This window comes from Sphaerospermopsis kisseleviana CS-549 (genome assembly GCF_028329225.1).
Lineage (GTDB): Bacteria > Cyanobacteriota > Cyanobacteriia > Cyanobacteriales > Nostocaceae > Sphaerospermopsis > Sphaerospermopsis kisseleviana.
This window is the reverse complement of the sequence record NZ_JAQMTI010000080.1, coordinates 1-21191: the sequence shown is the minus strand read 5'-3', so window position 1 is coordinate 21191 and position 21191 is coordinate 1. Positions and strand designations below refer to the sequence as shown.

Sequence of the window (21191 nt, the reverse complement as noted above, 5' to 3'; positions counted from 1 at the left end):
CTACGTGAAGAAACATCCTAGTGCGGAGAAATCCCGGCAACGGACATATCCAACTTGATTTGGAATAGTTAAAGGGCAAATAATGGCAGGATGTTGAGCGTACCTAACTGGCATTGTGATGGACTCACCAAAGCAAAAAAAGTAAGCGCAATTGCAATACCTTTTGTCCTGGTAGTTGTTTTGAGCGTGTAGGGTGTTTTTGCCAGCACCATTGAAAGTCAGTTTATGGACTCTTCAAGAATCCCCCGGCTTTAGACGTGGGGAGTGTCAAGTTATTCCGTTAATGGGGTAAAGGGAAAAGGTGAAGAAAAACCTTTAACCTTTACCCTTTATATATTTTAATATATTTTAATATATTTTAATATATTTTAATATATTTTAATATATTTTAATATATTTTAATATATTTTAAATTCAGAAAAAACTGGGCGATCGCTTACTTTATAAGCTGATGTCCAGCTAAACTATATAATCAAAAAACCTGAAGTTACAGTAACACAAGCATCTTGCTTGTATTAATTATTCAGGTTAGGAGAAGGAACAGGTAAGGTTTACAGAGATTTTTTCTTCAATAACTATGTGCAATTACAATTAATTTTGCCTGCGTACTTATTAATTACTGGATAAAAATAAAACATGATATCAGGGGAAATTAAAAGTCAAGTAGATAAAATTTGGGATGCTTTTTGGTCTGGTGGTATTTCCAACCCCCTAGAAGTAATTGAACAAATTACCTACCTGTTATTTTTGCGTCGTCTGGATGACCTGCATACCTTAGCAGAAAACAAAGCTACCCGACTCAAAAAGCCAATGGAACGGCGTATTTTCCCAGAGGGAGATTATGTATTAGAAAAATCCGAGTCGGGAGAACCGCTAAAAAAACGCCCCTATGATCATTTGCGTTGGTCGCGGTTTCAGCATTTCGCACCGCCAGAAATGTATGCTGTGGTGAATGAATTTGTCTTCCCGTTTCTGCGGACTTTAGGTGGTGATGACTCGACCTATGCCCACCACATGAAAGATGCTCGTTTTACCATTCCCACCCCCGCGCTACTTGCTAAAGTAGTGGACTTGATCGCTAATATCCCAATGGATGACAGGGACACCAAAGGCGACCTGTATGAATATATGTTAAGTAAAATTGCCTCAGCCGGACAAAATGGGCAATTTAGAACACCGCGCCATATTATTGGGCTAATGGTGGAACTGACAGCACCCAAACCAGGGGATGTAATTTGTGACCCTGCTAGTGGGACCTGTGGCTTTTTAGTGACTGCTAATGAATACTTACGTCAACATCACCCCCAGGTGTTAACAGATGTCAAGCTAAAAGCACATTTTCACCAGCAGATGTTTCACGGGTTTGATTTTGATAATACCATGCTGCGAATTGGCAGTATGAATATGCTCCTGCATGGTGTAGAAAATCCTGATGTGAGATATAAAGATTCTTTAGCACAGGAACACGCAGACGATGAGGAAACCTATACTTTATTATTGGCCAATCCTCCCTTTGCTGGTTCCTTAGACTATGAAAACACAGCCAAGGATTTATTAGAAATAGTTAAAACTAAGAAAACAGAGTTATTATTTTTAGCTTTATTTTTAAGATTGCTGAAACCAGGGGGTAGGGCGGCGGTAATTGTCCCCGATGGGGTGCTGTTTGGGTCTTCCAAGGCACATAAAGAATTGCGGAAAATACTGGTAGAGGAACAAAAGCTAGATGGAGTCATATCCCTCCCTGGTGGTGTGTTTAAGCCCTATGCGGGAGTTTCTACGGCGATTTTACTCTTTACTAAAACCAATTCGGGAGGAACTGATTTTGTTTGGTTCTATGATGTCAATGCCGATGGATTGAGTTTAGACGATAAAAGAACACCTTTGTTAACTGAGGATAAACTTGGATCTGTGCCGGCTGTGCAGTTAACCCCGGAGGAACATAGTAAAAATAATTTACCTGATATTTTAGCACGGTGGCAGGTACGTAATACTACAGAACGAGAACGCCCCCGCACGGCTCAAAGTTTCTGTGTCCCAAGGGCGGATATTGCGGCTCAAGGGTATGATTTAAGTCTTAATCGTTACAAGGAAGTGGTACATGAGGAGGTAGACCATTTACCACCCCAGGAAATTCTGGCTAATTTAGCTAAGTTGGAGTTAGAAATTCAACAAAGTATGGAGAAATTAGGGAGTTTGTTAGGTTAACGTTCCCTGACCGAAGTCCGTTCCCTGAGCGGAGTCGAAGGGAACAAAGCTTGTACTGAGCTTGTACTGAGCTTGTACTGAGCTTGTACTGAGCTTGTACTGAGCTTGTACTGAGCGAAGCCGAAGTGCGAAGCCGAAGTGCGAAGCCGAAGTGCGAAGCCGAAGTGCGAAGCCGAAGTGTCGAAGGGAACAAAATCCAAGTCCGTTCCCTGAGCGAAGCCCGTTCCCTGAGCGAAGTCCGTTCCCTGAGCGAAGTCCGTTCCCTGAGCGAAGCCCGTTCCCTGACCGAAGTCCGTTCCCTGACCGAAGTCCGTTCCCTGAGCGAAGCCCGTTCCCTGAGCGAAGCCCGTTCCCTGAGCGAAGTCCGTTCCCTGACCGAAGCCCGTTCCCTGACCGAAGCCCGTTCCCTGAGCGAAGTCCGTTCCCTGAGCGGAGTCCGTTCCCTGAGCGAAGTCGAAGGGAACAAAGTCGAAGGGAACAGAGAGAGGGAACATTGCCAGATTTAAGTATAAAATAAACTTAAAAAATTCAATCATCAACCGATGGCATATATATATATTATTGAATGTGCTGATGGTACTTACTACACTGGTAGTACAATGGATTTAGATCGTCGTTTATGGGAACATCAAAATGGTTATGGAGCAAATTATACAGCGAAACGCTTACCTGTTAAGTTAGTTTTTTGTGAGTATTATGAGCTTGTAAAAGATACTTATGAACGGGAAAAACAAATACAAGGTTGGAGTCGCAAGAAAAAACAAGCTTTGATTTTAGGAAATACAAATTTATTACATAAGTTGGCTGAGTGTCAAAATGAAACTCATTACAGTCGGTTTGCTCATTTGAGTTAGGAAAAGTGTTCCCTTCGACTTCGCTCAGGGAACGGGGAGGCTCAGGGAACGGGGAGGCTCAGGGAACGGGGAGGCTCAGGGAACGGGGAGGCTCAGGGAACGGGGAGTGAAATTAAAATAGTAAGAAAATAGTAAGATAAGCAGTTTATAGGAGTAATGGTCATGACAGTTACAACTGCTCAAAAAATGACTTTTGAGGAATTTCTTAATTATGACGATGGGACGGATTATTTATATGAATTAGAAAATGGGGAATTAATTGTTATGCCTTTTGAAAGTGAGATAAATCGGCGCATAGCGATGTTTTTAGTTGCCTATTTTCTAAAATTAGGTATTCCCTATTACCGCTTGAGTATGAAAACAGAAATAGCTGTAAATAGTCGCATGGTGGGGGTGCGTGTTCCTGATTTGGTGGTATTTTCTGAAGAATTAGCCCAAGTGATGCAAAATGCTACACGCTCTTTAATTTTAATGGATATGCCGCCCCCTTTGTTGGTGGTTGAGGTGGTAAGTCCTAATCAGGAAAATCGAGATTATCGTTACAAGCGTTCTGAGTATGCAGCGCGGGGTATTAATGAATATTGGATTGTTGACCCGATGGGGCAAAAGGTGACTGTTTTAGAGTGGGTGGAAGGTTTGTATGAGGAGCAGGTTTTTACAGGTGATGAGGTGATTTGTTCGCCTTTGTTTTCTGAGGTGAAGTTAACTGTAAATGAGTTATTACAAGGGTAATATATGATGAAAAGTTTTGAGGAAATACGAGAGGCTTGTCCTGAGCGAAGTCGAAGGGTTTTATTATTAAAAAAGCAGTCTATCTGTGAAATGTATCAAATTACAGAAATTGCTATCTTTGGTTCTTATGCTAGGGGTGAGCAAACAGAAACAAGTGATATTGATATTTTGGTAGATTATGAAACAGCACCGACTTTTATGATGTTGGTGGAATTGAGGGATTATTTAAGTCAGTTGTTTGGTTTAAAGGTAGATGTTGTTACTAAAAATGGTTTAAAAAATCGGATTCGTAACCGTGTTTTATCTGAGGTCATTTATATATAAGATTTTATTTTTTACTATCAATGTTGTTTATTAAAGATTTGGAGAAAATGCTGGGATGAATAAAGTTTATGTTAGCTTAGATGAAATATGTCAAGAAATATACCGCTATCCCACTTATTATGGTATTGAATATTGTGAAACAGGGATTCCAGAGGTTAGAGGCGAATTAATAACAAGTGATGGAAGTCTTGACTTGAATAAACATAAGTGGAGGTTTATTTCAAAAAATACATCATTAAAGTTCCCACGAACAACCCTTTTAAAAGGTGATTTAGTAATGTCTGTTCGTGGAACTATTGGAAAAGTCGCCTTAATACCTCCAGAGTTTGTAGGTGCTAATATTACAGCAAATCTTATTCGTATTTCACCTAATAGATTAAAAGTTAATGAACGTTATCTTTGGAGATATATGCGATCTAATGATTTTATTCAATTTTTAGATAATGCTTCATCAAGTACAACGATTAAAACAATTAAAGCTCCTGATTTAAAAAATCATAAAATTCCCCTACCACCATTAGAAGAACAGAAAAGAATAGCGGAGATATTAGATCAAGCGGAGGAGTTGAGGAGAAAAAGAAAGGAAGCGATCGCACAACTCGACACCCTCACTCAATCCATTTTTTTTGAAATGTTCGGCGATCCTGTTAAGAATCCAAAGGGTTGGACAGTTTCAAAACTTGGGGATATTACAGAAAAGATTACTGATGGGGAGCATCAGACACCTAAAAGAACATTACAGGGTATCAAGTTATTATCGGCTCGCAATATACAAAATGGCTATATTGACGTTAGAGATGTTGATTATATTAGTGTTGAAGAACATGAACGAATCAAGAAAAGATGTAATCCTGTACGCGGTGATATACTAATTTCTTGTTCTGGAACAATTGGGCGTGTAACAACTGTTGATATTGATGAGCCTTTTTCACTTGTTAGGAGCGTTGCGTTATTAAAATTAAATTACAACTTAATAAGTTCTAAATTTATTGAATATTTTTTAAGAACACCCGCTTTACACGCGAAAATGCAACAAAGAGCAAATGCTTCCAGTCAAGCAAATCTATTTCAAAATCAAATTCGTGAACTTCCTGCTTTACTTCCCCCCCTATCCCTTCAACAAGAATTTGCCCAAAGAGTGGAAGCAGTAGAAGAACTGAAAAAATCACATCACGCCTCATTATTAGAACTAGATGCCCTCTTTGCATCCCTCCAACATCGTGCATTTAAAGGAGAACTATAACCTCAAAAAATTGATTTACACTATAAAAAAACCGAGAAATATTAGACTTCTAAAACTACTTTCGCCACCGATTCAACCAATCTACCTAACCAATCCAATCCGCCGCTTCTGCGTCAGATAATAGGTTATCTAATGCCATAATTAAATCGGAAAGTGACCAACTATTCTGAGCAGCAAGGATAATACCACCATGTTGCGGATACTTTTCTGCTAGAACAATAAAGTCTCTAATATTGAAAGTAAAAATACATCTTCCCTGAGAAGTTGCACGTAATAATTGAATTTCATCACTAGCATCTAAAGGCATCCAGTCATTTGGTGTACGAGTGACATCATGACCTTTAGACACCAATGCTAAATGTAGTGATTTACTAGAGGTATCAGCATCCAGATGCAGCTTGAGTTTAACCATTGGCACTTTCTAAGGATTGCTCAGAAGAGATCGCTGTATCAATCTGCTCCTTATTGACTACATAAAAACTCAAAGCCTCTTTTACTTGTGCCTCATTTAGCTCATACTCATCAGCAATTTGACTGAGACTCATACCCCATTTTTGGGAAGCTATCACCACAGTCTGCACTCTAATTCCTGTACCTTTAATGATTGGTACAAGTTGCCCATTTGCTCCCTGACGATAAGCAATTTGTGAAAAAGATGCTTTCAGGGTACTGACTTTTTCTGTTACAGCCCACAGAATAAATTGATCAAGCGAAATCCCCTGACTTTGAACTAATTGCTCAATTTCATGCTTCAACTGTTCAGGTAAATTTAGGGTATATGCTGTCATTTGCCGTATTTATTTGCTGGCCTTAGAAACATCATAAGAAACATTATATTCTAAATGTAGCTCAACATCCCATGAAATTCTAGCTTGAAATCAACATATTTACTGAATATAATGAGTATAATCTATTGAAACTAACAACAGCTTATTAACTAAATGAGCCAGTTTACCTTTCTTAAACCCGAATTTCCCACCATTTACGAATCTGCTCACAAAGCCTTTAAAACAGCCTATCGTGACCCGCGGACAGCCTGTTTTTATAGCCGTCGCGCCTTAGAATTAACAGTAAACTGGCTCTATAAATACGACAATACATTAAACTTACCCTATCAAGATAACATTAGCACCCTCATCCATGAACCGACCTTTAAACAATTAGTAGGTCAAGCCATATTTAACAAAGCTAAACTCATCATTAAAATTGGTAACAACGCCGTTCATGATGAAAGAAAAGTACCCGTTAACGATAGCCTCACCGCAGTCAAAGAATTTTTTCATATAGCATATTGGTTAACCCGTACCTACGGACGCACCACCAAACCAGAACCAGGTTTAACCTTTGATATTAACGCCATACCGCAAATTACCAAAACCACCCCGGTGAGTGAGCAAAGTCGAACTCCAGCCGGTGAGAGAGATAAAACCCCGGTTAGTGAACAAAATCAAACTAAACTTAGTGAGAAAAACAAAACTCCGGTGAGTGAGCGAAGTCGAACTCAAGAACTGCAAAAATTAGCAATAGAACTCAAAGAAAAAGATGAAAAACTCTCCCTATTACTAACAGATAAAAACGCCCTAGATGAAACCATAAAACAACTCAGAGCCGAACTAGCAGCAGTCAAAAAAGTAAATATTAGCCAACCAGATACACACGACTATTCAGAACAAGAAACCCGCAAGTCCATCATAGATTTATTATTAAAAGAAGCAGGATGGAAGCTGGTTTCGACTTCGCTCAACCAGCGCAACAGTTCCCGTTCCCTGAGCGAAGCTTGTACTGAGCTTGTACTGAGCGAAGCCGAAGTGCGAAGCCGAAGTGTCGAAGGTCGTTCCCTGAGCGAAGCCGAAGTGCGAAGCCGAAGTGCCGAAGTGCGAAGCCGAAGTGTCGAAGGGAACGTTTCCTGTGAATATCCAGTAACAGGAATGCCCAACAACTCCGGTAATGGCTCTGTAGATTATGTATTATGGGGAGATGATGGAAAACCCCTAGCAGTAGTCGAAGCCAAACGTACCCGCAAAGACCCCCGCAACGGTCAACAACAGGCTAAACTCTATGCAGACTGTTTAGAAAAACAATTTAACCAACGTCCCCTGATTTTCTACACCAACGGTTATGAACATTGGTTATGGGATGACACCAACTACCCACCGCGACAAGTCCAAGGGTTCTACAAACAAGCCGAATTAGAATTACTTATCCAACGCCGCAGCATCCGCAGATCCTTAGCCCAAGCAGATATTAAACCCAGTATAGCAGAACGCTATTACCAAACCCGTGCTATTCGCCGCGTTACAGAAGCTATAGAAACCGACAAAGAACGCAAAACCCTGTTAGTCATGGCTACAGGTGCAGGAAAAACCAGAACAGCGATCGCCCTAGTAGAAATGCTGATGCGTTGTAACTGGGTCAAACGCGCCCTATTTTTAGCCGACCGTGTGGCCTTGGTAGACCAAACCATCAAAGTATTAAAAAAACACCTACCAGAAGCATCTCCAGTTAACCTAGTCACAGAAAAAGATGGAGAAGGGAGAGTATTCGCTTGTACCTATCAGACCATGATGGGATTAATTGATGATACCAAAGAATCAGAAAAACGGTTTAGTGTTGCCCATTTTGATATAATTATTGTTGATGAAGCCCATCGTTCCGTCTTCCAAAAATATCGCCACATCTTCAATAATTTTGATGCTTTACTATTAGGATTAACCGCCACCCCCAAAGATGAAATAGACCGCAATACCTACGGATTATTTGATTTAGAAAGTGGTGTACCTACAGATGCCTATGGCTTAGAAGATGCGGTAAAAGATGGCTTTTTAGTCCCACCTCAAGCCGTCTCAATTCCCCTGAAATTCCAACGTCAAGGAATTAATTATAGTCAATTATCAGAAACAGAAAGAGAAGAATGGGATGCTATAGAATGGGATGATGAAGGTAACATCCCCGACCGCATAGAAGCAGCAGCAGTCAATCAATGGTTATTTAATCAAGATACAGTAGATAAAGTTTTAGAACATCTAATGACCAGAGGTTTAAAAGTTGCCGGCGGTGATATCTTAGGTAAAACAATTATCTTTGCTAAAAATCAAGCTCACGCTAACTTTATCGCTGACAGATTTAATATTAACTATCCCCAATTTAAAGGTGAATTTGCTCGCGTCATTACCTTTAATACTAAATACGCTCAAAGTATTATAGACGACTTTTCTAAAAAAGATAAAATGCCCCATATCGCCATTTCTGTAGATATGTTAGATACGGGAATAGATGTACCAGAAGTAGTAAATTTAGTCATGTTTAAATTGGTGCGTTCTAAAACCAAATTCTGGCAAATGTTAGGAAGGGGAACTCGTCGCTGTGCTGACTTATTTGGTATAGGACAAGATAAACAATTTTTCTATGTATTTGACTACTGCCAAAATTTAGAATTTTTCCAACACAACCCAGAAACCACAGATGCACCCATAGGTAAATCTTTAAGTAAGCAGTTATTTACTAAACGCCTGGAATTAATAGCAGAATTAGATAAATCAATTGTTGATAATTCTATTAATAATTCCGCAATTTACGAAAATCAAACATCTGCAAAAGAACCAAAAACAAATACAGAACTGCGGCATCAAATAGCTAATTTATTATATACAGAAGTGGCAGCCATGAACACAGAAAATTTTATAGTTCGCACAAAACGCCAATTTGTAGAAAAATATGGTAATTATGAATCATGGAAATCATTAGCCCAAGAAGATATTATTACCTTAAATCAAGAAATTGCCGGTTTACCTTCCCAAATACCCACAGAAGCAGAAGAAACCAAACGCTTTGATATATTAATCTTAAAATTACAACTAGCCATAGTCAAATCTCAACCTAATTTAAAACAATTACAAACACAAGTTAAATCAATTGCTGGGTTACTAGAAGAAAAACCAGATATTCCTTTAATTCAAGCACAATTACCATTAATTCAAGATATTCAAAGCGACGAATGGTGGCAAGATGTCACCTTACCCATGTTAGAAACACTCCGCAAACGTCTACGGGGTTTAGTAAATTTAATTGATAAGAAACAACGCGAACCCATTTATACTAATTTTGAGGATGAAATGGGTGAGGAAATTATAGTAGAATTACCTCATTTTACCTCAACAGATCAATTCTATAAGTTCCGATCTAAAGCCAGAGCCTTTTTAAGAGGGCATCAAGATAATATAGTTATTTTCAAACTCAGAACCAATAAACAATTAACCGCATCAGACTTATCCGAGTTAGAAAGAATATTAGCAGAAAGCGGTATCGGAGAAACGGAAGATATTAACCGCGCTAAAGAAGAATCTCAAGGACTAGGCTTATTTGTGCGTTCCTTAGTCGGACTAGATAGGGAAGTTGCTAAACAAGAATTAGCTAGTTTTATAGCTGATAAAAACCTTAATGCTAATCAAATAGAATTTATAGATATGATTATCAACTACCTCACAGAACATGGTGTCATGGATGCAGCATTACTCTATGAATCACCATTTACTGATATTACACCCCAAGGACCAGATGGACTATTTACCTCTGCTCAAGTTGATGAATTAATTGCTTGTTTAGAGGAAGTTTATCAAAAAGCGATCGCCTAACTAAACGTCTAACTAGGGCTTGCTGAATAAATATGAAAACTTTACAGGTAAAGGGTTTTAGCCTGCTGGAAGTTAAAAAAGTGCCAGCTTTTACAGGGTATACCTTAAAAACTGTGCATTTTGGGTCTGATAAATTAGAAAATCTGGGGATAACAGATAGCTAAAACTATTCCCTATTCCCTATTCCCTATTCCCTGCCTCAACGAAGGGACTTTTTCAGCAAACCCTAAATACTGGTTAAATTAATGACTTTTTGACTAAGGTAGAAAGGCTAGATAAAACATTTTGCTCGATAAAACATTTTAACTAATCACTTTGTGCTGGTGTCACATATTCAATTGCAAGATTGATGGTAATTTATTTTTGCACAAATTCAGTTCGACTTCGCTCACTATAAACCTGATTACCAATCGCAATCAAACCTATGGCACTCAATTTATATTTACTGCGACATGGGGAAACAACATTTAGTCAAAATGGCAATTTCTGTGGTGAAACCGATGCAGAATTGACAACCGCAGGAATACAGATGGCAGAAAGTTTTGCCGATGTTTATAAACAATTGCAATGGAAAGGAGTTTATGTTAGTCCCATGAAACGCACCATTGCCACTGCCAAACCATTTTGTGATGCTCTGGGAATAGATATGCAGGTGAGAGAAGGACTCAGAGAAGGTAGTTATGGTGTGTGGGAAACCAAAAGTAAATCCTTTGTACAAGAGAACTACACAGAAAACTATATCAAATGGTTGTCAGAACCTGCTTGGAATGCACCTCTAGGAGGAGAAACAGCCGTAGAAATTGCTAACCGGGCAATACCTGTGATTACTGAAATTATAGAGAAACACCCAGAAGGTAATGTTTTAGTAGTTTCCCATAAAGCCACAATTCGGATTATACTTTGTAGCTTACTAGGAATTGATTTGGGATGTTATCGCTATCGAGTCAATATTTTAGTAGCCTCAGTCAGTAAGGTGAAATTTGATGTTAATGGTCCATTGTTGGAGATATTAGGCGATCGCTACCATATACCTGATCATATTCGCTCACGTCCAGGAACATAAACACACCTTACTTCTGACTCCCGGAGGTTAACAAAAAAAGTAGGGGCAATCCCCCGTGGTTGCCCCGATTTGCCTCTAGCTAACGGTTCGCTGCTCCATTAGAATTTGATAAGAATACTGGAAATCATCAAGAGTAATCCTAATAGCAGCCGGGTCTGTTTCCCCTTGGTCTCGAAAACGGCGAATTGCTTTCACAGCAGCCTGATTACACAGCAAAACTAAATCTGCTCCGTTCCAGCCTTCGGTGGACTCAGCCCAATATGCCAAATCCACATCTAACAAAGGTCTGCCCTCAGTGTAGACTCGCAAAATTTCTAGACGGCTGGCTAAATCAGGTAAATCGACCTTGAATTGCAAGTCTAATCTTCCTGCCCGTAATAAAGCAGGGTCAAGGGCATCAGGACGATTAGTAGCCCCAATCACTAAAATATTAGTTCCCGTCTCTAAACCATCCAATTCAGTGAGTAATTGTCCGACTACGCGGTTACTAACTCCCGAATCACCAGTGTAAGTTCCCCGTGCTGGAGCTAAGGTATCAATTTCATCAATAAATATGACACAGGGATCAGCTTGCCTGGCTTTAGCAAATAATTCTCGCACAGCTTGTTCACTAGCTCCCACCCAACGAGTAAGTAACTCTGGACCATTGACACCAATAAAATTAGCTCTGGCTTGGGAAGCTACGGCCTTAGCTAATAAAGTTTTACCAGTTCCCGGAGGACCCCAAAGCAAGATGCCCCTGGGTGCTACGGCCTTGGTTTGGCGGTAAAGTTCTGGATACAGTAAAGCTCCTTCGACGGATTCCTGTAGGGTTCGCTTAATTGTCTCCAAACCACCAATATCTTCCCATTCCACATGGGGGACTTCAACTTCCATGCTACGAAGCACTGCTGGTTTGATTTCTTTGAGTGCTTGTATAAAATCCGATTGATTCACCGTCATAGTGTCAGGAGCTTGCACATCAATCGAAGGAACTTGACGGCGTAAGGCGATGTAAGCTGCTTTTTGACATACGGCTTTTAAGTCAGCACCTACAAATCCCACAGTGCGATCGCTGATAAATTCCAAATTGACCGTATCATCCACAGGCATATTACGAGTCAGAACTTGTAATATTTCTTTGCGTCCGTTGTTGTCTGGAATGCGAAACTGAATTTCCCGGTCAAATCTTCCTGGACGACGTAGGGCTGGATCAAGATGGTCCGGGCGGTTAGTAGCTGCTAGAACAATTACCCCTTGAGTTTGGGTAAAACCATCCATCAAGCTTAATAACTGAGCAACTAAACGTTTTTCTACTTCCCCTTCCACTGCACTGCGATCTGGGGCGAGGCTATCAATTTCATCAATAAAAATAATACAGGGAGCATTTTTGGCTGCTTTTTCAAAGATACCTCGCAGTCTTTGTTCTGCTTCTCCGTAATATTTGCTGATTACTTCTGGTCCGACTAGGGCAATATAGTTAACCCCTAATTCCTCAGCCAAGGCCCTGGCTGTCAGAGTTTTACCAGTACCCGGAGGTCCTACCAACAGTACGCCATGTGTGGGTTCTAGTCCCAATTTAACCAGCAAATCAGGGCGTTTTAAGGGAACAGCAATTAGTTCTTTGAGTTCTTTGAGAACTTCACTCAGTCCGCCGATATCTTTGAGGGTCATACCCGAATTAGAATCCGGTGGTATGATCGGCTCTGATGAACCTGCATTAGCGGCTGGAGAGGAAGGAGAAGGGGAAGCAGAAGGAGAGGAAGGAGTGCGGATCCGACTAGTCCCTATATTGCTACTACTCCCACGGGGAATATTGCCTGTTCTGGGAATACTACTGACGGATCTTGTGTTAAACTGCACATCAGTTTTCACTTCTCCACTGTCAATTTTTTCTTGTAACGTCTCGACCAATTCTATGAACTGCTCAAATCCTTTAAATAAATCACTCATGACATCCCTTTCTAAAATGAACTTACAAAAATATTGTTGCGGCTAAATTGTTCTTTAATTGGAGGTTAGTTCCTCAAATGCAAATAAAAGATCAGCCGCGCCTTTAATTCGGTCTATTGGTTCTACCGACCTGGGTAATTGAGGCAAGCGAATAATCGTTTGTTCTGAAAATAAGCCCTGATTGATTTCTGAATTTTGAGTGTAGCGATTTTGCACCACATAGCGTTGTTGAATTCCCATTTTTTTCAGAGATTCTGTTAAGCGGATATGTTCAGCTATAATTGCTTCCTCTGCCTGAATTACACCTATAAATTGGGTGTGTTTGGGGTCTTTCAATTTCTTTTGAGCTTGGATAACTTGTTGGCGCAGATTACGTAGCCGTCCAATGAAATCAACTCGACCCAAAACGTCTTGATATTTCATCCATAGCTTAAATATCCAAGATAACCAATCTCCTAAAGCTGAGGGCATTGCTAAGAATTGTAGCAGATGACCTGTAGGAGCAGTATCTAAAATAATCAAATCTTGCTGGTTACTTTCTAATAAATTTATAATGGTAATTAGGGATAGCATTTCATCAATTCCTGGTAAAGCTTGAGACATGATCTGTCTCCAAGCCTCTGGCAGATAAGCCATATTGACATTTGTGTCTGTTGCTGTTCCTTCACCACTAATCATATCCGCCAATTCCCAAAGATAATCAGTACGAAACTGATCTAATATTTTGTCAGCATCAATTTCTTGTCCGCTTAAATTAGGAGCTAATAATTTGGCCTGATGCCCTAATTTTTCTCCAAAGGCATCTCCCAAAGAATGAGCAGGATCTATGGAAATAACACGAATTTTTTGCTCAGGATAATGATTGGCAAAAGCCCAACCCATTGCTGCTGATACTGTAGTTTTGCCGACTCCGCCTTTGCCGCCGACAATAATTAGTTGACATCCTGCTGCTAAAAAATCACTAAAGCTGGGTGGTATTCTCACTGGCCATGTAATGACTGGAGCAGATACCAGTTCAACTTGCTCAATTTTTTGAATTTGTGCGGCTAGATGATCTAATTCTAAATTACCTAATGGGGCTGATGGCTGTTGTGGGACAATAAAAACTGGTTGATTTTGGGAAATATTTAAGAACTTTTGTAGGTATTTTTCCTGCTCTGCATAACGATCTGGATCTATATTGGCATCTGTCAAAATGCGATTGATTAATATTCCTGAGTAGGGAACATCTAAGGTTTTTAACTGTTCTAAAAATCTCTCTGTTTCTGCCAAACACATCGGTTCAGCAATGGCAATTACTAAACAACCTGTAAAGTGATTATCTTGTAGTAGTCTTCTACCTTCTGATAATTGAAATTTGAGATCAGCTAAAAAGTTGTCAACTTCATCACGGGTATAACTACCTGTGAAAGTTTCTGTGATCACTTGATGCTTCTTTTGGAATAATTCTAATGAATTTAAAATTACATCTAGAAAATCCTTTAAGCGCAATAAATTCAAGGTATGTCCAGAAGGTGCCATATCAACTACTATGCGATCAACGCTTTTGTCTGATAGTAACCTTTGTATTTCTAGTAATCCCATCAGTTCGTTTAAGCCAGGCCAGTTTAAATCCCAAACTGGGGCTAAATCTTCTCCATCAGCTAAACTTCCTCTTTCCACTAATAGTTCTAAAAATTGACTATATTTTGCCCTAAATTCTAATAGCAGTTTTTGAGCATCTAAAGCCTGAATACTCAAATTGGGTAAATCTGCTATTGGTGCAGCATCATCTGTCACTTTTGAAAGTAATACATCTCCTAAAGAATGTGCCGGATCTGTGGACAATAATAAGATTTTTTCTTCCGGGAACTTTGTCGCCCAATAACGAGCAAAACAGCAAGACATGGTGGTTTTACCGACTCCGCCTTTGCCGCTAAACAGAAGTAAATTCAGTGAATCGTACTGGTTCATAATTTTCAAAATCAATCAAATAATAGTTAATAAGCATTAAATAAAATGGTAAGGTGGAAGAACATCTCCCAATGATAAATCCCAGCGTGGGCAAGCTTTTTGCCAACTTAAAAATTGTTCTAAAATTAAAATTTTATCTTGAGAGCCAACCAGAATATAAATTCTTACTTCTTCTTGCTTGTCTTGAATAACTATTGGCAATTGATGTACATTTCTGATGACATCAATTAAGTTTTGTTTTTCTGTATCTTGAGCAATAGTAAAGTTTTGTCTATTTTGATATTGTTGCTTTTTAGCTAAAAAGTAATTCCTCCCCTTTTCCGTAAATGTTTCTGTTTCAGGTAAGGAATGAGGAATTAGTTTTAAACAAAATTCGACTTTACCTTTGATTTTTTCTAGCTGTTTGCGATATTCTTGACTATGCAATTCTAGATAGTTAAGTAGTTTTGTTTGAGACTTAAAACAAGTGCCAAATCTTAATGGTAAAATTGTAATTTGCTCAAAAATTTCACAAATAACTCGATCATGACATAAAGCCATCTGGATAATTTCAGCATCATTTTTTTGGCACGATTCTAAAGATATTCCAGGCTCGACAATAGCAGAAAGTTGAGTACCATTAATCAAAACTACTTGACTAGCAATTCCTTGGGGCAAGGTTAGGGGAAAGCTAGGAGTTTCTAAAAAAGCATAAGTGTAGAAGTTTTCTAATTCCATCTTTTTTCCATAGAGACATACAACCAATGACTGACAAATTTTTTATAATCATTAAAACTACAACTTGATATTTTCTGAATTTATAAAAAAAATCTATTATTTGAGTATTTAGGCGTTTACAATTGAATAAAACTAGTTATAATGTTGAAAATATTTAGGTACTTTTCATGAAAAATATTCGCAACCGCGGTTTGATTAGGGCTAAAGTTAGTACGATGCCTAGAAATAAATCAGATGCTTCAAGTCAATTAGAGCTTTATAAAATGGTGACTGAAAAGCAACGTATCCAACGAGAGTTATATGGAATTAAAGAAAGAATGTTTGTACTCCAACAAAGGTTAGACGTTCTAAATCATCAGATCGAAGAAACGGAAAAAACCATTCATAGATTACGTCAACCTCACTCAGCAACTGTTCAAAATATATCTCAGAAAAAGGAAACTAGTGAACCGCATAATTACCACACTTTTGAGATTGAATATTAATTTTTGTTTAAACTTTAACCCGCATGAGCGGGTTTTCTACTCTTATCCTCAAGATAATTACCAGATAAGTTTTTGCTAGGAAGCACTACTTTGTGTGCAGACGTTGTCATTACCAGTAAATGGTTTCAAGATTTCAGAGATTATAGCAGGTAAACAATAATCTATGCAATCTAGACACCGCCAGGATTGTACTGATAATTTAGACAAGCTGTAATTCTTCAGCTTCAGCATCTCTGTTGGCTTCCTCTTCCAATGCTTGAATTTTTAAAAGAATTTCCTCTTCTTGAGCCTCAAATTCTTCTTCACCAAGTTCACCGAGATCGAAGGCAAGCTGTAAACTTAATAATCGTTTATGCAAATTTTCTTGAGCATCAAACTCTGTATTTGTACGCTCTTGGATTTTCTCTGCAATCCAGACAACTCCACCAATTGGTCCAGTTATGGGAGCTAGTAAAATTTTCATTAACATATTGATAAATCCTATTGAGTTTTTAAGTTATCTTCAGCAAAAACCAACTTTTTAACATCACAGCTTGGGGCTGCAAGAAATTAGGTATACTACTCAGAAACAAGCTGCGCGAATGTATAGGGCGCAGTAAAATTATTGTAACGAATACGTAGGCGATCGCCAAATTTCTGATCAATAGTTTCCACGCGCTCGCTAAATACAGATTCGCTTTCCCAAGGAATGAGAAATGCGGCATTGTATATCATTTCTTCATTCATCGGTTCACTTTCAATCACCTCTGTTGCTAAAGGATTTAATTCCTCCAAGAAAGCTTGAATTACAGCTTCTTTACGAGCCTGCAAATTACTTTCAATTAACTGCCCAATACCAATAATCTCTTCCATGCTTAAGTTTTTACCCTCCATCTTGTCCCGCTGCTGTTTTAAATCTGGATTAGATTCCATCATTGCTTGGACTTCAGACTTAGTATTCCAAAGGATCTTAATACTTACTTCTCTTTGTCCTGCTAACTTGCTAAATAATTCTTCTAACTGCTGCTTATATAGTTGGATCAGTTGTCTATTAATTTCTTCCCAATCTTTAACAACTAATCCAAAGCGCAAAGGTAGAAGCGTATGAAATCCCGCCTTCATTGCTTCTTCTAACACTCTTTCATGAGCCAATAAATTTCGGCGAGAAGCTAAATATTTTTCTTGACAAGCTTCTGAATATAAAAAAGTAAATCCATCAACTACTTGACTCTGAACAGTTTGTCCATCCAATCCTTTAAGTTCGAGAGAATTAGAAATTGATTCAGGGAAAATACCGTACAAATAAAGACCAAAATTCATAATCTGCAAATTAATTAAAATGTATTTAAACTTAAACTTTATTTTACGAAGGATATGTCGCTTCTGATTTAATTGATCCAATTGGTTTAGAGGTCAGAACTAACTGCAATTTAGCATGAATCAGATCCAACTGAGCTATACCTATATCTACTTCACCCTCTACAACAATTCCCGTATTTAACAGGCGATCCAGTAATTCCAATATAGAAGGATTGTTGCTAGGTTCTCCTGGATAATAAGAGCCTGGATGAGGCAAAAGAGTACCAAAATCTCCTAAATTTACATTTAACTCCTCTGGATTAATTTCAAATATTTCACACAAATGTAAAATTTGCTCTTCCAACTTTTGTAAACTTTCTGCTGCTCGCTCCAACTCTAATTCGCTCAAGCATTCTCGTTCCATCCGCCGAATTACTTGAGCTTCCATCAGTTGACGCACCAATTCTAGTAACGTCAACAATAAAGGAGCTAAACCCGCTTCATTCTTGGATTTAGAACCAGTAGTTAGTAAATCTTGAGAATTATTAATTGGAGTGTCAACCATGTCCATGATGTCATCTAAAACTTTAAGTTTTTTCCACTAAGTTTTTTTTCACAATGATTAAAATTTCAGGAGTTCCAGTTTTGATTAATCTAAATTTGGATAACTCCTAAATTGCAATTAGACATCAACGGGGGGATCTATGGATAACAATGGTATACTTTCTTGGTCTATTTCCCCAGAAATATTTTCCGTATTAGCTAAAGTAAATTGCTCCTCTTCTATGACAGATTCCTCTTCTTCTTGTATGTTGCTATCTATGGATAATGGGATCACTTCTTGGTTCTCTTCCTCAAAACTAGCTTCCGTATTAGCTAAGGTTAGTTGCCCTTCTTCTATTGCTGATTTCATTACGTTCATTTGCGCTTCTAAGCTTTCTAGGCGCTGTTGGAGTAGTTGGTTTTCTTCAACCAGACTTTGCGCCTTACTGCTGAGATAAGGGTCATTTTCCCACCAATTGATACCCATCTCTTTAGCTTTATCAACGGAGGAAATTAACAAGCGAATACGAATATGTAGAAGTTCGGTAGAAGCAATAGATACAGATATATCACCTGCAATGACAATACCTTTATCTAAAACTCTTTCGAGAATGTCCGCCAAAGTCGAACCTTGGGTAGATGTGGTAATAGTTCGACTTGGGTTTGTTTGACGTGTTGGCAATATTGGGGTAGAAGTCACGAGTGATTCAACTCTTGAATAGTATAAAGACCATTAACTTTGTTAACCAAAGACTTTTGCTTTAAAGAATGAAGAGCATTGAATATTACATTCTTGTCTAGATTCAAAGCTTTTTGCAGTCCATTTATTCCTTCACTTTTATGCTCAGTTAGGTAATAATAAACTTCCTTCTCAAAAGGAACTATATTTTCTAAAGTTTCTAAATCAGTCTGAGGCTGGGAAACTTCCTTTAGAGAATAACCGTTATGAAACTCCTCATCAACATTCATCATCTCTAAAGCCTGGGCTACGCTTGTAGAAGCTTGATTCAGCAAATCCGCCAAAATAGATGTACACTCGCTGATAGATAAATTTGTGCGGTTGAATAAAATATCCATAGCAATATCCCGAAAGTCCGCATTTTCTGGTGTTGCTACAATACCGTTATCTGCACAAACTTTACCAATCATTAAACAAGACCGCAAGCCAGAAGTTTTTTCAGCCCCTGTAGCCTGACGAAATGATTTAACTAAATGCACGATAAAATAAGCAGATTCTCTATCTAGATTTGTTTTTTGAATTAATATCTCAGTTTGAGTTAACTCGTCTGGTTCTGGCATATTAATAGTTACCAATCTATCCATTAAAGCATCTTGTGTAGAGTGAACGCCGCAATACTCTTCTGGATTAGAGGTAAAAATTACCCGAAACTGGGGATTAACATTTAAATACTCTGGTTGATTACTGCTAGGGGGAAGACTGAGAATTTTTTCTTCTAAGGCTGAAAGCAATACGTTATTAACTTCAGGACGTGAACGATTAAATTCATCATATACCAACGTAAATCCTTCCCGACAAGCTAAAGTTAGTCGAGAATCTACCCAATTCTGTCTGAATTCGTCTTCAATTTTTACAACACTGTGAATATAATTATCGAGTAACTTTTTGTGAGTGTATCCCGATTCACTACCAATCAGATCTGAACTCTTAAATTCGTCATCTCCAAACAATAACATTACTGGCCTGTCTAAACAATGAGCCAAATGCAGAGCTAAGGTAGTTTTACCTGTTCCAGCAGGACCCCGTAAGTGAATGGGAAACCCTGACTTGAGATAAAGTAAAGCCCGAGATGCTACTTTTTCAATAGCAGGTGTCACCACAAACTGCCCTGGGCGAACACGAAGAACTGCTCTTTTCTGATTCATATTCATGATAGTCATAAATTCACGATAGTTGGAAAATAACTTGGAAAAAAGGGAAAAAGATTGCTATCTTTTCTAATTGGAATGTGCTATACTTAATCTATATAGTTTCCAGCAGAGAGCTTAGTTATATAACTGTAGTCAAGTTATTTTTCAAATAGCTGTTGTTTCTAGCTTGAACCAGGTATAAACTGAGACTATCATTGTTGAACGCCAAAACTCATTGTTGATTTTTATTATTCACCCCCTGATCTTCACAGTTTTACAACTATTGGATTAGGGGGAATTACTATATAGCCCAATTATCTAACAGTCAGCAGGATTGTGAGTATTAATTGCGACGGTAATTGCCAATAACACTCGCAAATAAATCCTGACGGAATTGACGCAGATTCTGCTTTTGTTCATTAGCTTTAGCAATACGTTCTTTAGCCGTATTTGCTAAAAATTCATCGGTTGTTTGCTCAAGTTGCTGATGGAACTCACTCAACTCTTTCGCTTGTGCCTCAGCTTTAGCAGTACGTTCTTTAGCCGTATTTGCTAAAAATTCATCGGTTGTTTGCTCAAGTTGCTGATGGAACTCACTCAACTCTTTCGCTTGTGCCTCAGCTTTAGCGATACGCTCTTTAGCAGCATTTGCTAAAAACTCATCGGTTGCTTGCTTGAGTTGCTGATAGAACTCGTCCAACTCTTTTGCTTGCTGGTTAGTTTGAGCAATGCGTTTTTTGGCAGCATTTGCCAAAAATTCATCGGTTGTTTGCTTGAGTTGCTGATAGAACTCGTCCAACTCTTTTGCTTGCTGGTTAGTTTGAGCAATGCGTTCTTTAGCAGCATTTGTCAAAAACTCATCAGTTGTTTGCTTGAGTTGCTGCTGGAATTGACGCAGTTCTTCCGCTTGTTTTTTTGCTTGAGTAAACCGCTTGCTTTTTGTCTCAGACAGGAATAAATTTACTTCCTCAAATATTGAGTTATTCTCCTGCCGGATTCTTTCCATTAAAGCCGCCATGAAGTTCTCCTAGAAATTAGAAGCTGGTATCAACTACATTCACCGGAGTTTTTTACTCAGTGAATGTAGTTGCAGGTGTTTCTGCTTTTTTAATAGATATGCTTTCATGAAAACTATATTTCCGCATATCAAAGTCATTAAAAAAGCAGTGATGGTACTAGAATTTAATCCTAATTAAATTCTTAATCTCGGACATCTACTTAAAAATTAAGCAGGTACCGCAGCAGACTGAGTCAAACCTACAGCTTCTGCATATTTCAGGTAGGTTTCTACAGATGCGATTACGATTCTAGCTTCTACTGCTAGTAATTCAATACCAACCAAGGAAACACGAACCCAAGCAT

The 21191-nt window shown here is 38.6% G+C and carries 22 protein-coding genes; 9 read left to right on the top strand and 13 right to left on the bottom strand.

The window, feature by feature from the left end; translation table 11 throughout:
- Window positions 1-636 precede the first annotated feature (636 nt).
- Window positions 637-2205, top strand: coding sequence for a class I SAM-dependent DNA methyltransferase (locus PN497_RS05755; RefSeq protein WP_096567100.1), 1569 nt, complete (start codon window positions 637-639; stop codon window positions 2203-2205).
- Here PN497_RS05755 and PN497_RS05750 read toward each other — a convergent pair.
- Entirely contained in the window at window positions 2202-2741 is a 540-nt protein-coding gene (locus PN497_RS05750) for a hypothetical protein (protein WP_096567102.1), read from the bottom strand. The two genes, PN497_RS05755 and PN497_RS05750, sit on opposite strands and share 4 nt — an antisense overlap.
- Before the next feature lie 6 nt (window positions 2742-2747).
- On the opposite strand from PN497_RS05750, the gene PN497_RS05745 reads away from it, so the two are divergent.
- From PN497_RS05745 to PN497_RS05730, 4 genes are all read left to right on the top strand, one after another.
- The gene (locus tag PN497_RS05745) at window positions 2748-3059 is read left to right on the top strand and encodes a GIY-YIG nuclease family protein (protein WP_096567104.1); all 312 of its coding nucleotides are present in this window, start codon (window positions 2748-2750) and stop codon (window positions 3057-3059) included.
- A gap of 162 nt (window positions 3060-3221) precedes the next feature.
- A complete protein-coding gene (locus PN497_RS05740; RefSeq protein WP_096567106.1) occupies window positions 3222-3791 on the top strand; it encodes a Uma2 family endonuclease in 570 nt (189 codons plus the stop codon).
- Between the two features lie 3 nt (window positions 3792-3794).
- Entirely contained in the window at window positions 3795-4115 is a 321-nt protein-coding gene (locus PN497_RS05735) for a nucleotidyltransferase family protein (RefSeq protein WP_096567108.1), read from the top strand.
- A 55-nt stretch (window positions 4116-4170) separates the two neighbouring features.
- Window positions 4171-5358 carry a restriction endonuclease subunit S gene (locus PN497_RS05730; RefSeq protein ID WP_096567110.1) on the top strand — a complete coding sequence of 396 codons (1188 nt, stop codon included), beginning with the start codon at window positions 4171-4173 and terminating at the stop codon, window positions 5356-5358.
- Window positions 5359-5443: 85 nt separating this feature from the next.
- Here PN497_RS05730 and PN497_RS05725 read toward each other — a convergent pair whose 3' ends face one another.
- A complete protein-coding gene (locus PN497_RS05725) occupies window positions 5444-5770 on the bottom strand; it encodes a DUF5615 family PIN-like protein (protein WP_096567112.1) in 327 nt (108 codons plus the stop codon).
- Window positions 5763-6146 carry a DUF433 domain-containing protein gene (locus PN497_RS05720; RefSeq protein ID WP_096567114.1) on the bottom strand — a complete coding sequence of 128 codons (384 nt, stop codon included), beginning with the start codon at window positions 6144-6146 and terminating at the stop codon, window positions 5763-5765. The genes PN497_RS05725 and PN497_RS05720 overlap by 8 nt, the downstream gene beginning before the upstream one ends.
- Window positions 6147-6299: 153 nt before the next feature.
- Here PN497_RS05720 and PN497_RS05715 point away from each other — a divergent pair, with 153 nt between their 5' ends.
- The 3 genes from PN497_RS05715 to PN497_RS05705 all read left to right on the top strand — a co-directional run bounded on the left by PN497_RS05715 (window position 6300) and on the right by PN497_RS05705 (window position 11052).
- Window positions 6300-9989 (top strand): DEAD/DEAH box helicase family protein, encoded by a 3690-nt coding sequence (locus tag PN497_RS05715; RefSeq protein ID WP_096567116.1) that lies wholly within the window; start codon window positions 6300-6302, stop codon window positions 9987-9989.
- Window positions 9990-10021: 32 nt separating this feature from the next.
- Window positions 10022-10153, top strand: coding sequence for a hypothetical protein (locus PN497_RS05710; RefSeq protein ID WP_268932479.1), 132 nt, complete (start codon window positions 10022-10024; stop codon window positions 10151-10153).
- Between the two features lie 260 nt (window positions 10154-10413).
- On the top strand, window positions 10414-11052 hold the full coding sequence (locus PN497_RS05705) for a histidine phosphatase family protein (RefSeq protein WP_096567118.1): 639 nt from the start codon (window positions 10414-10416) through the stop codon (window positions 11050-11052).
- A 75-nt stretch (window positions 11053-11127) separates the two neighbouring features.
- On the opposite strand, the gene PN497_RS05700 is transcribed toward PN497_RS05705, so the two are convergent.
- Genes PN497_RS05700 through PN497_RS05690 form a run of 3 tightly spaced genes read right to left on the bottom strand, consistent with a single transcriptional unit; the run spans window position 11128 to window position 15654 of the window.
- Window positions 11128-12984, bottom strand: a complete 1857-nt coding sequence (locus PN497_RS05700) for an AAA family ATPase (protein WP_096567120.1) — start codon at window positions 12982-12984, stop codon at window positions 11128-11130.
- Between the two features lie 54 nt (window positions 12985-13038).
- Window positions 13039-14937 carry an ArsA family ATPase gene (locus PN497_RS05695; protein ID WP_272109776.1) on the bottom strand — a complete coding sequence of 633 codons (1899 nt, stop codon included), beginning with the start codon at window positions 14935-14937 and terminating at the stop codon, window positions 13039-13041.
- Between the two features lie 36 nt (window positions 14938-14973).
- On the bottom strand, window positions 14974-15654 hold the full coding sequence (locus PN497_RS05690) for a GvpL/GvpF family gas vesicle protein (protein WP_096567122.1): 681 nt from the start codon (window positions 15652-15654) through the stop codon (window positions 14974-14976).
- A 167-nt stretch (window positions 15655-15821) separates the two neighbouring features.
- On the opposite strand from PN497_RS05690, the gene PN497_RS05685 reads away from it, so the two are divergent.
- Window positions 15822-16139, top strand: coding sequence for a gas vesicle protein (locus tag PN497_RS05685; RefSeq protein WP_096567124.1), 318 nt, complete (start codon window positions 15822-15824; stop codon window positions 16137-16139).
- Between the two features lie 199 nt (window positions 16140-16338).
- Here PN497_RS05685 and PN497_RS05680 read toward each other — a convergent pair whose 3' ends face one another.
- From PN497_RS05680 to gvpJ, 7 genes are all read right to left on the bottom strand, one after another.
- Window positions 16339-16608: a gas vesicle protein GvpG gene (locus tag PN497_RS05680; protein ID WP_096567126.1), complete on the bottom strand. Its 270-nt coding sequence runs from the start codon at window positions 16606-16608 to the stop codon at window positions 16339-16341.
- Between the two features lie 89 nt (window positions 16609-16697).
- Entirely contained in the window at window positions 16698-17438 is a 741-nt protein-coding gene (gene gvpF / locus PN497_RS05675) for a gas vesicle protein GvpF (RefSeq protein WP_096567128.1), read from the bottom strand.
- A 43-nt stretch (window positions 17439-17481) separates the two neighbouring features.
- Window positions 17482-17988 (bottom strand): gas vesicle protein K, encoded by a 507-nt coding sequence (locus PN497_RS05670; RefSeq protein WP_096567130.1) that lies wholly within the window; start codon window positions 17986-17988, stop codon window positions 17482-17484.
- A gap of 111 nt (window positions 17989-18099) precedes the next feature.
- Entirely contained in the window at window positions 18100-18660 is a 561-nt protein-coding gene (locus tag PN497_RS05665; RefSeq protein ID WP_096567132.1) for a gas vesicle protein, read from the bottom strand.
- A complete protein-coding gene (gene gvpN / locus PN497_RS05660) occupies window positions 18657-19859 on the bottom strand; it encodes a gas vesicle protein GvpN (RefSeq protein ID WP_096567134.1) in 1203 nt (400 codons plus the stop codon). The genes PN497_RS05665 and gvpN overlap by 4 nt, the downstream gene beginning before the upstream one ends.
- 313 nt (window positions 19860-20172) lie before the next feature.
- Entirely contained in the window at window positions 20173-20847 is a 675-nt protein-coding gene (gene gvpC / locus PN497_RS05655; RefSeq protein WP_096567136.1) for a gas vesicle protein GvpC, read from the bottom strand.
- A gap of 207 nt (window positions 20848-21054) precedes the next feature.
- On the bottom strand, window positions 21055-21191 hold a 137-nt coding region (gene gvpJ / locus PN497_RS05650; RefSeq protein WP_272109780.1), incomplete at its 5' end, for a gas vesicle protein GvpJ.

Bases quoted from the DNA above. Each gene is read 5' to 3' on its own strand.
- PN497_RS05755 (WP_096567100.1), top strand. From the start codon at position 637: ATGATATCAGGGGAAATTAAAAGTCAAGTAGATAAAATTTGGGATGCT.
- PN497_RS05750 (WP_096567102.1), bottom strand. From the start codon at position 2,741: ATGATTGAATTTTTTAAGTTTATTTTATACTTAAATCTGGCAATGTTC.
- PN497_RS05745 (WP_096567104.1), top strand. From the start codon at position 2,748: ATGGCATATATATATATTATTGAATGTGCTGATGGTACTTACTACACT.
- PN497_RS05740 (WP_096567106.1), top strand. From the start codon at position 3,222: ATGACAGTTACAACTGCTCAAAAAATGACTTTTGAGGAATTTCTTAAT.
- PN497_RS05735 (WP_096567108.1), top strand. From the start codon at position 3,795: ATGATGAAAAGTTTTGAGGAAATACGAGAGGCTTGTCCTGAGCGAAGT.
- PN497_RS05730 (WP_096567110.1), top strand. From the start codon at position 4,171: ATGAATAAAGTTTATGTTAGCTTAGATGAAATATGTCAAGAAATATAC.
- PN497_RS05725 (WP_096567112.1), bottom strand. From the start codon at position 5,770: ATGGTTAAACTCAAGCTGCATCTGGATGCTGATACCTCTAGTAAATCA.
- PN497_RS05720 (WP_096567114.1), bottom strand. From the start codon at position 6,146: ATGACAGCATATACCCTAAATTTACCTGAACAGTTGAAGCATGAAATT.
- PN497_RS05715 (WP_096567116.1), top strand. From the start codon at position 6,300: ATGAGCCAGTTTACCTTTCTTAAACCCGAATTTCCCACCATTTACGAA.
- PN497_RS05710 (WP_268932479.1), top strand. From the start codon at position 10,022: ATGAAAACTTTACAGGTAAAGGGTTTTAGCCTGCTGGAAGTTAAAAAA.
- PN497_RS05705 (WP_096567118.1), top strand. From the start codon at position 10,414: ATGGCACTCAATTTATATTTACTGCGACATGGGGAAACAACATTTAGT.
- PN497_RS05700 (WP_096567120.1), bottom strand. From the start codon at position 12,984: ATGAGTGATTTATTTAAAGGATTTGAGCAGTTCATAGAATTGGTCGAG.
- PN497_RS05695 (WP_272109776.1), bottom strand. From the start codon at position 14,937: ATGAACCAGTACGATTCACTGAATTTACTTCTGTTTAGCGGCAAAGGC.
- PN497_RS05690 (WP_096567122.1), bottom strand. From the start codon at position 15,654: ATGGAATTAGAAAACTTCTACACTTATGCTTTTTTAGAAACTCCTAGC.
- PN497_RS05685 (WP_096567124.1), top strand. From the start codon at position 15,822: ATGAAAAATATTCGCAACCGCGGTTTGATTAGGGCTAAAGTTAGTACG.
- PN497_RS05680 (WP_096567126.1), bottom strand. From the start codon at position 16,608: ATGTTAATGAAAATTTTACTAGCTCCCATAACTGGACCAATTGGTGGA.
- gvpF (WP_096567128.1), bottom strand. From the start codon at position 17,438: ATGAATTTTGGTCTTTATTTGTACGGTATTTTCCCTGAATCAATTTCT.
- PN497_RS05670 (WP_096567130.1), bottom strand. From the start codon at position 17,988: ATGGACATGGTTGACACTCCAATTAATAATTCTCAAGATTTACTAACT.
- gvpN (WP_096567134.1), bottom strand. From the start codon at position 19,859: ATGACTATCATGAATATGAATCAGAAAAGAGCAGTTCTTCGTGTTCGC.
- gvpC (WP_096567136.1), bottom strand. From the start codon at position 20,847: ATGGCGGCTTTAATGGAAAGAATCCGGCAGGAGAATAACTCAATATTT.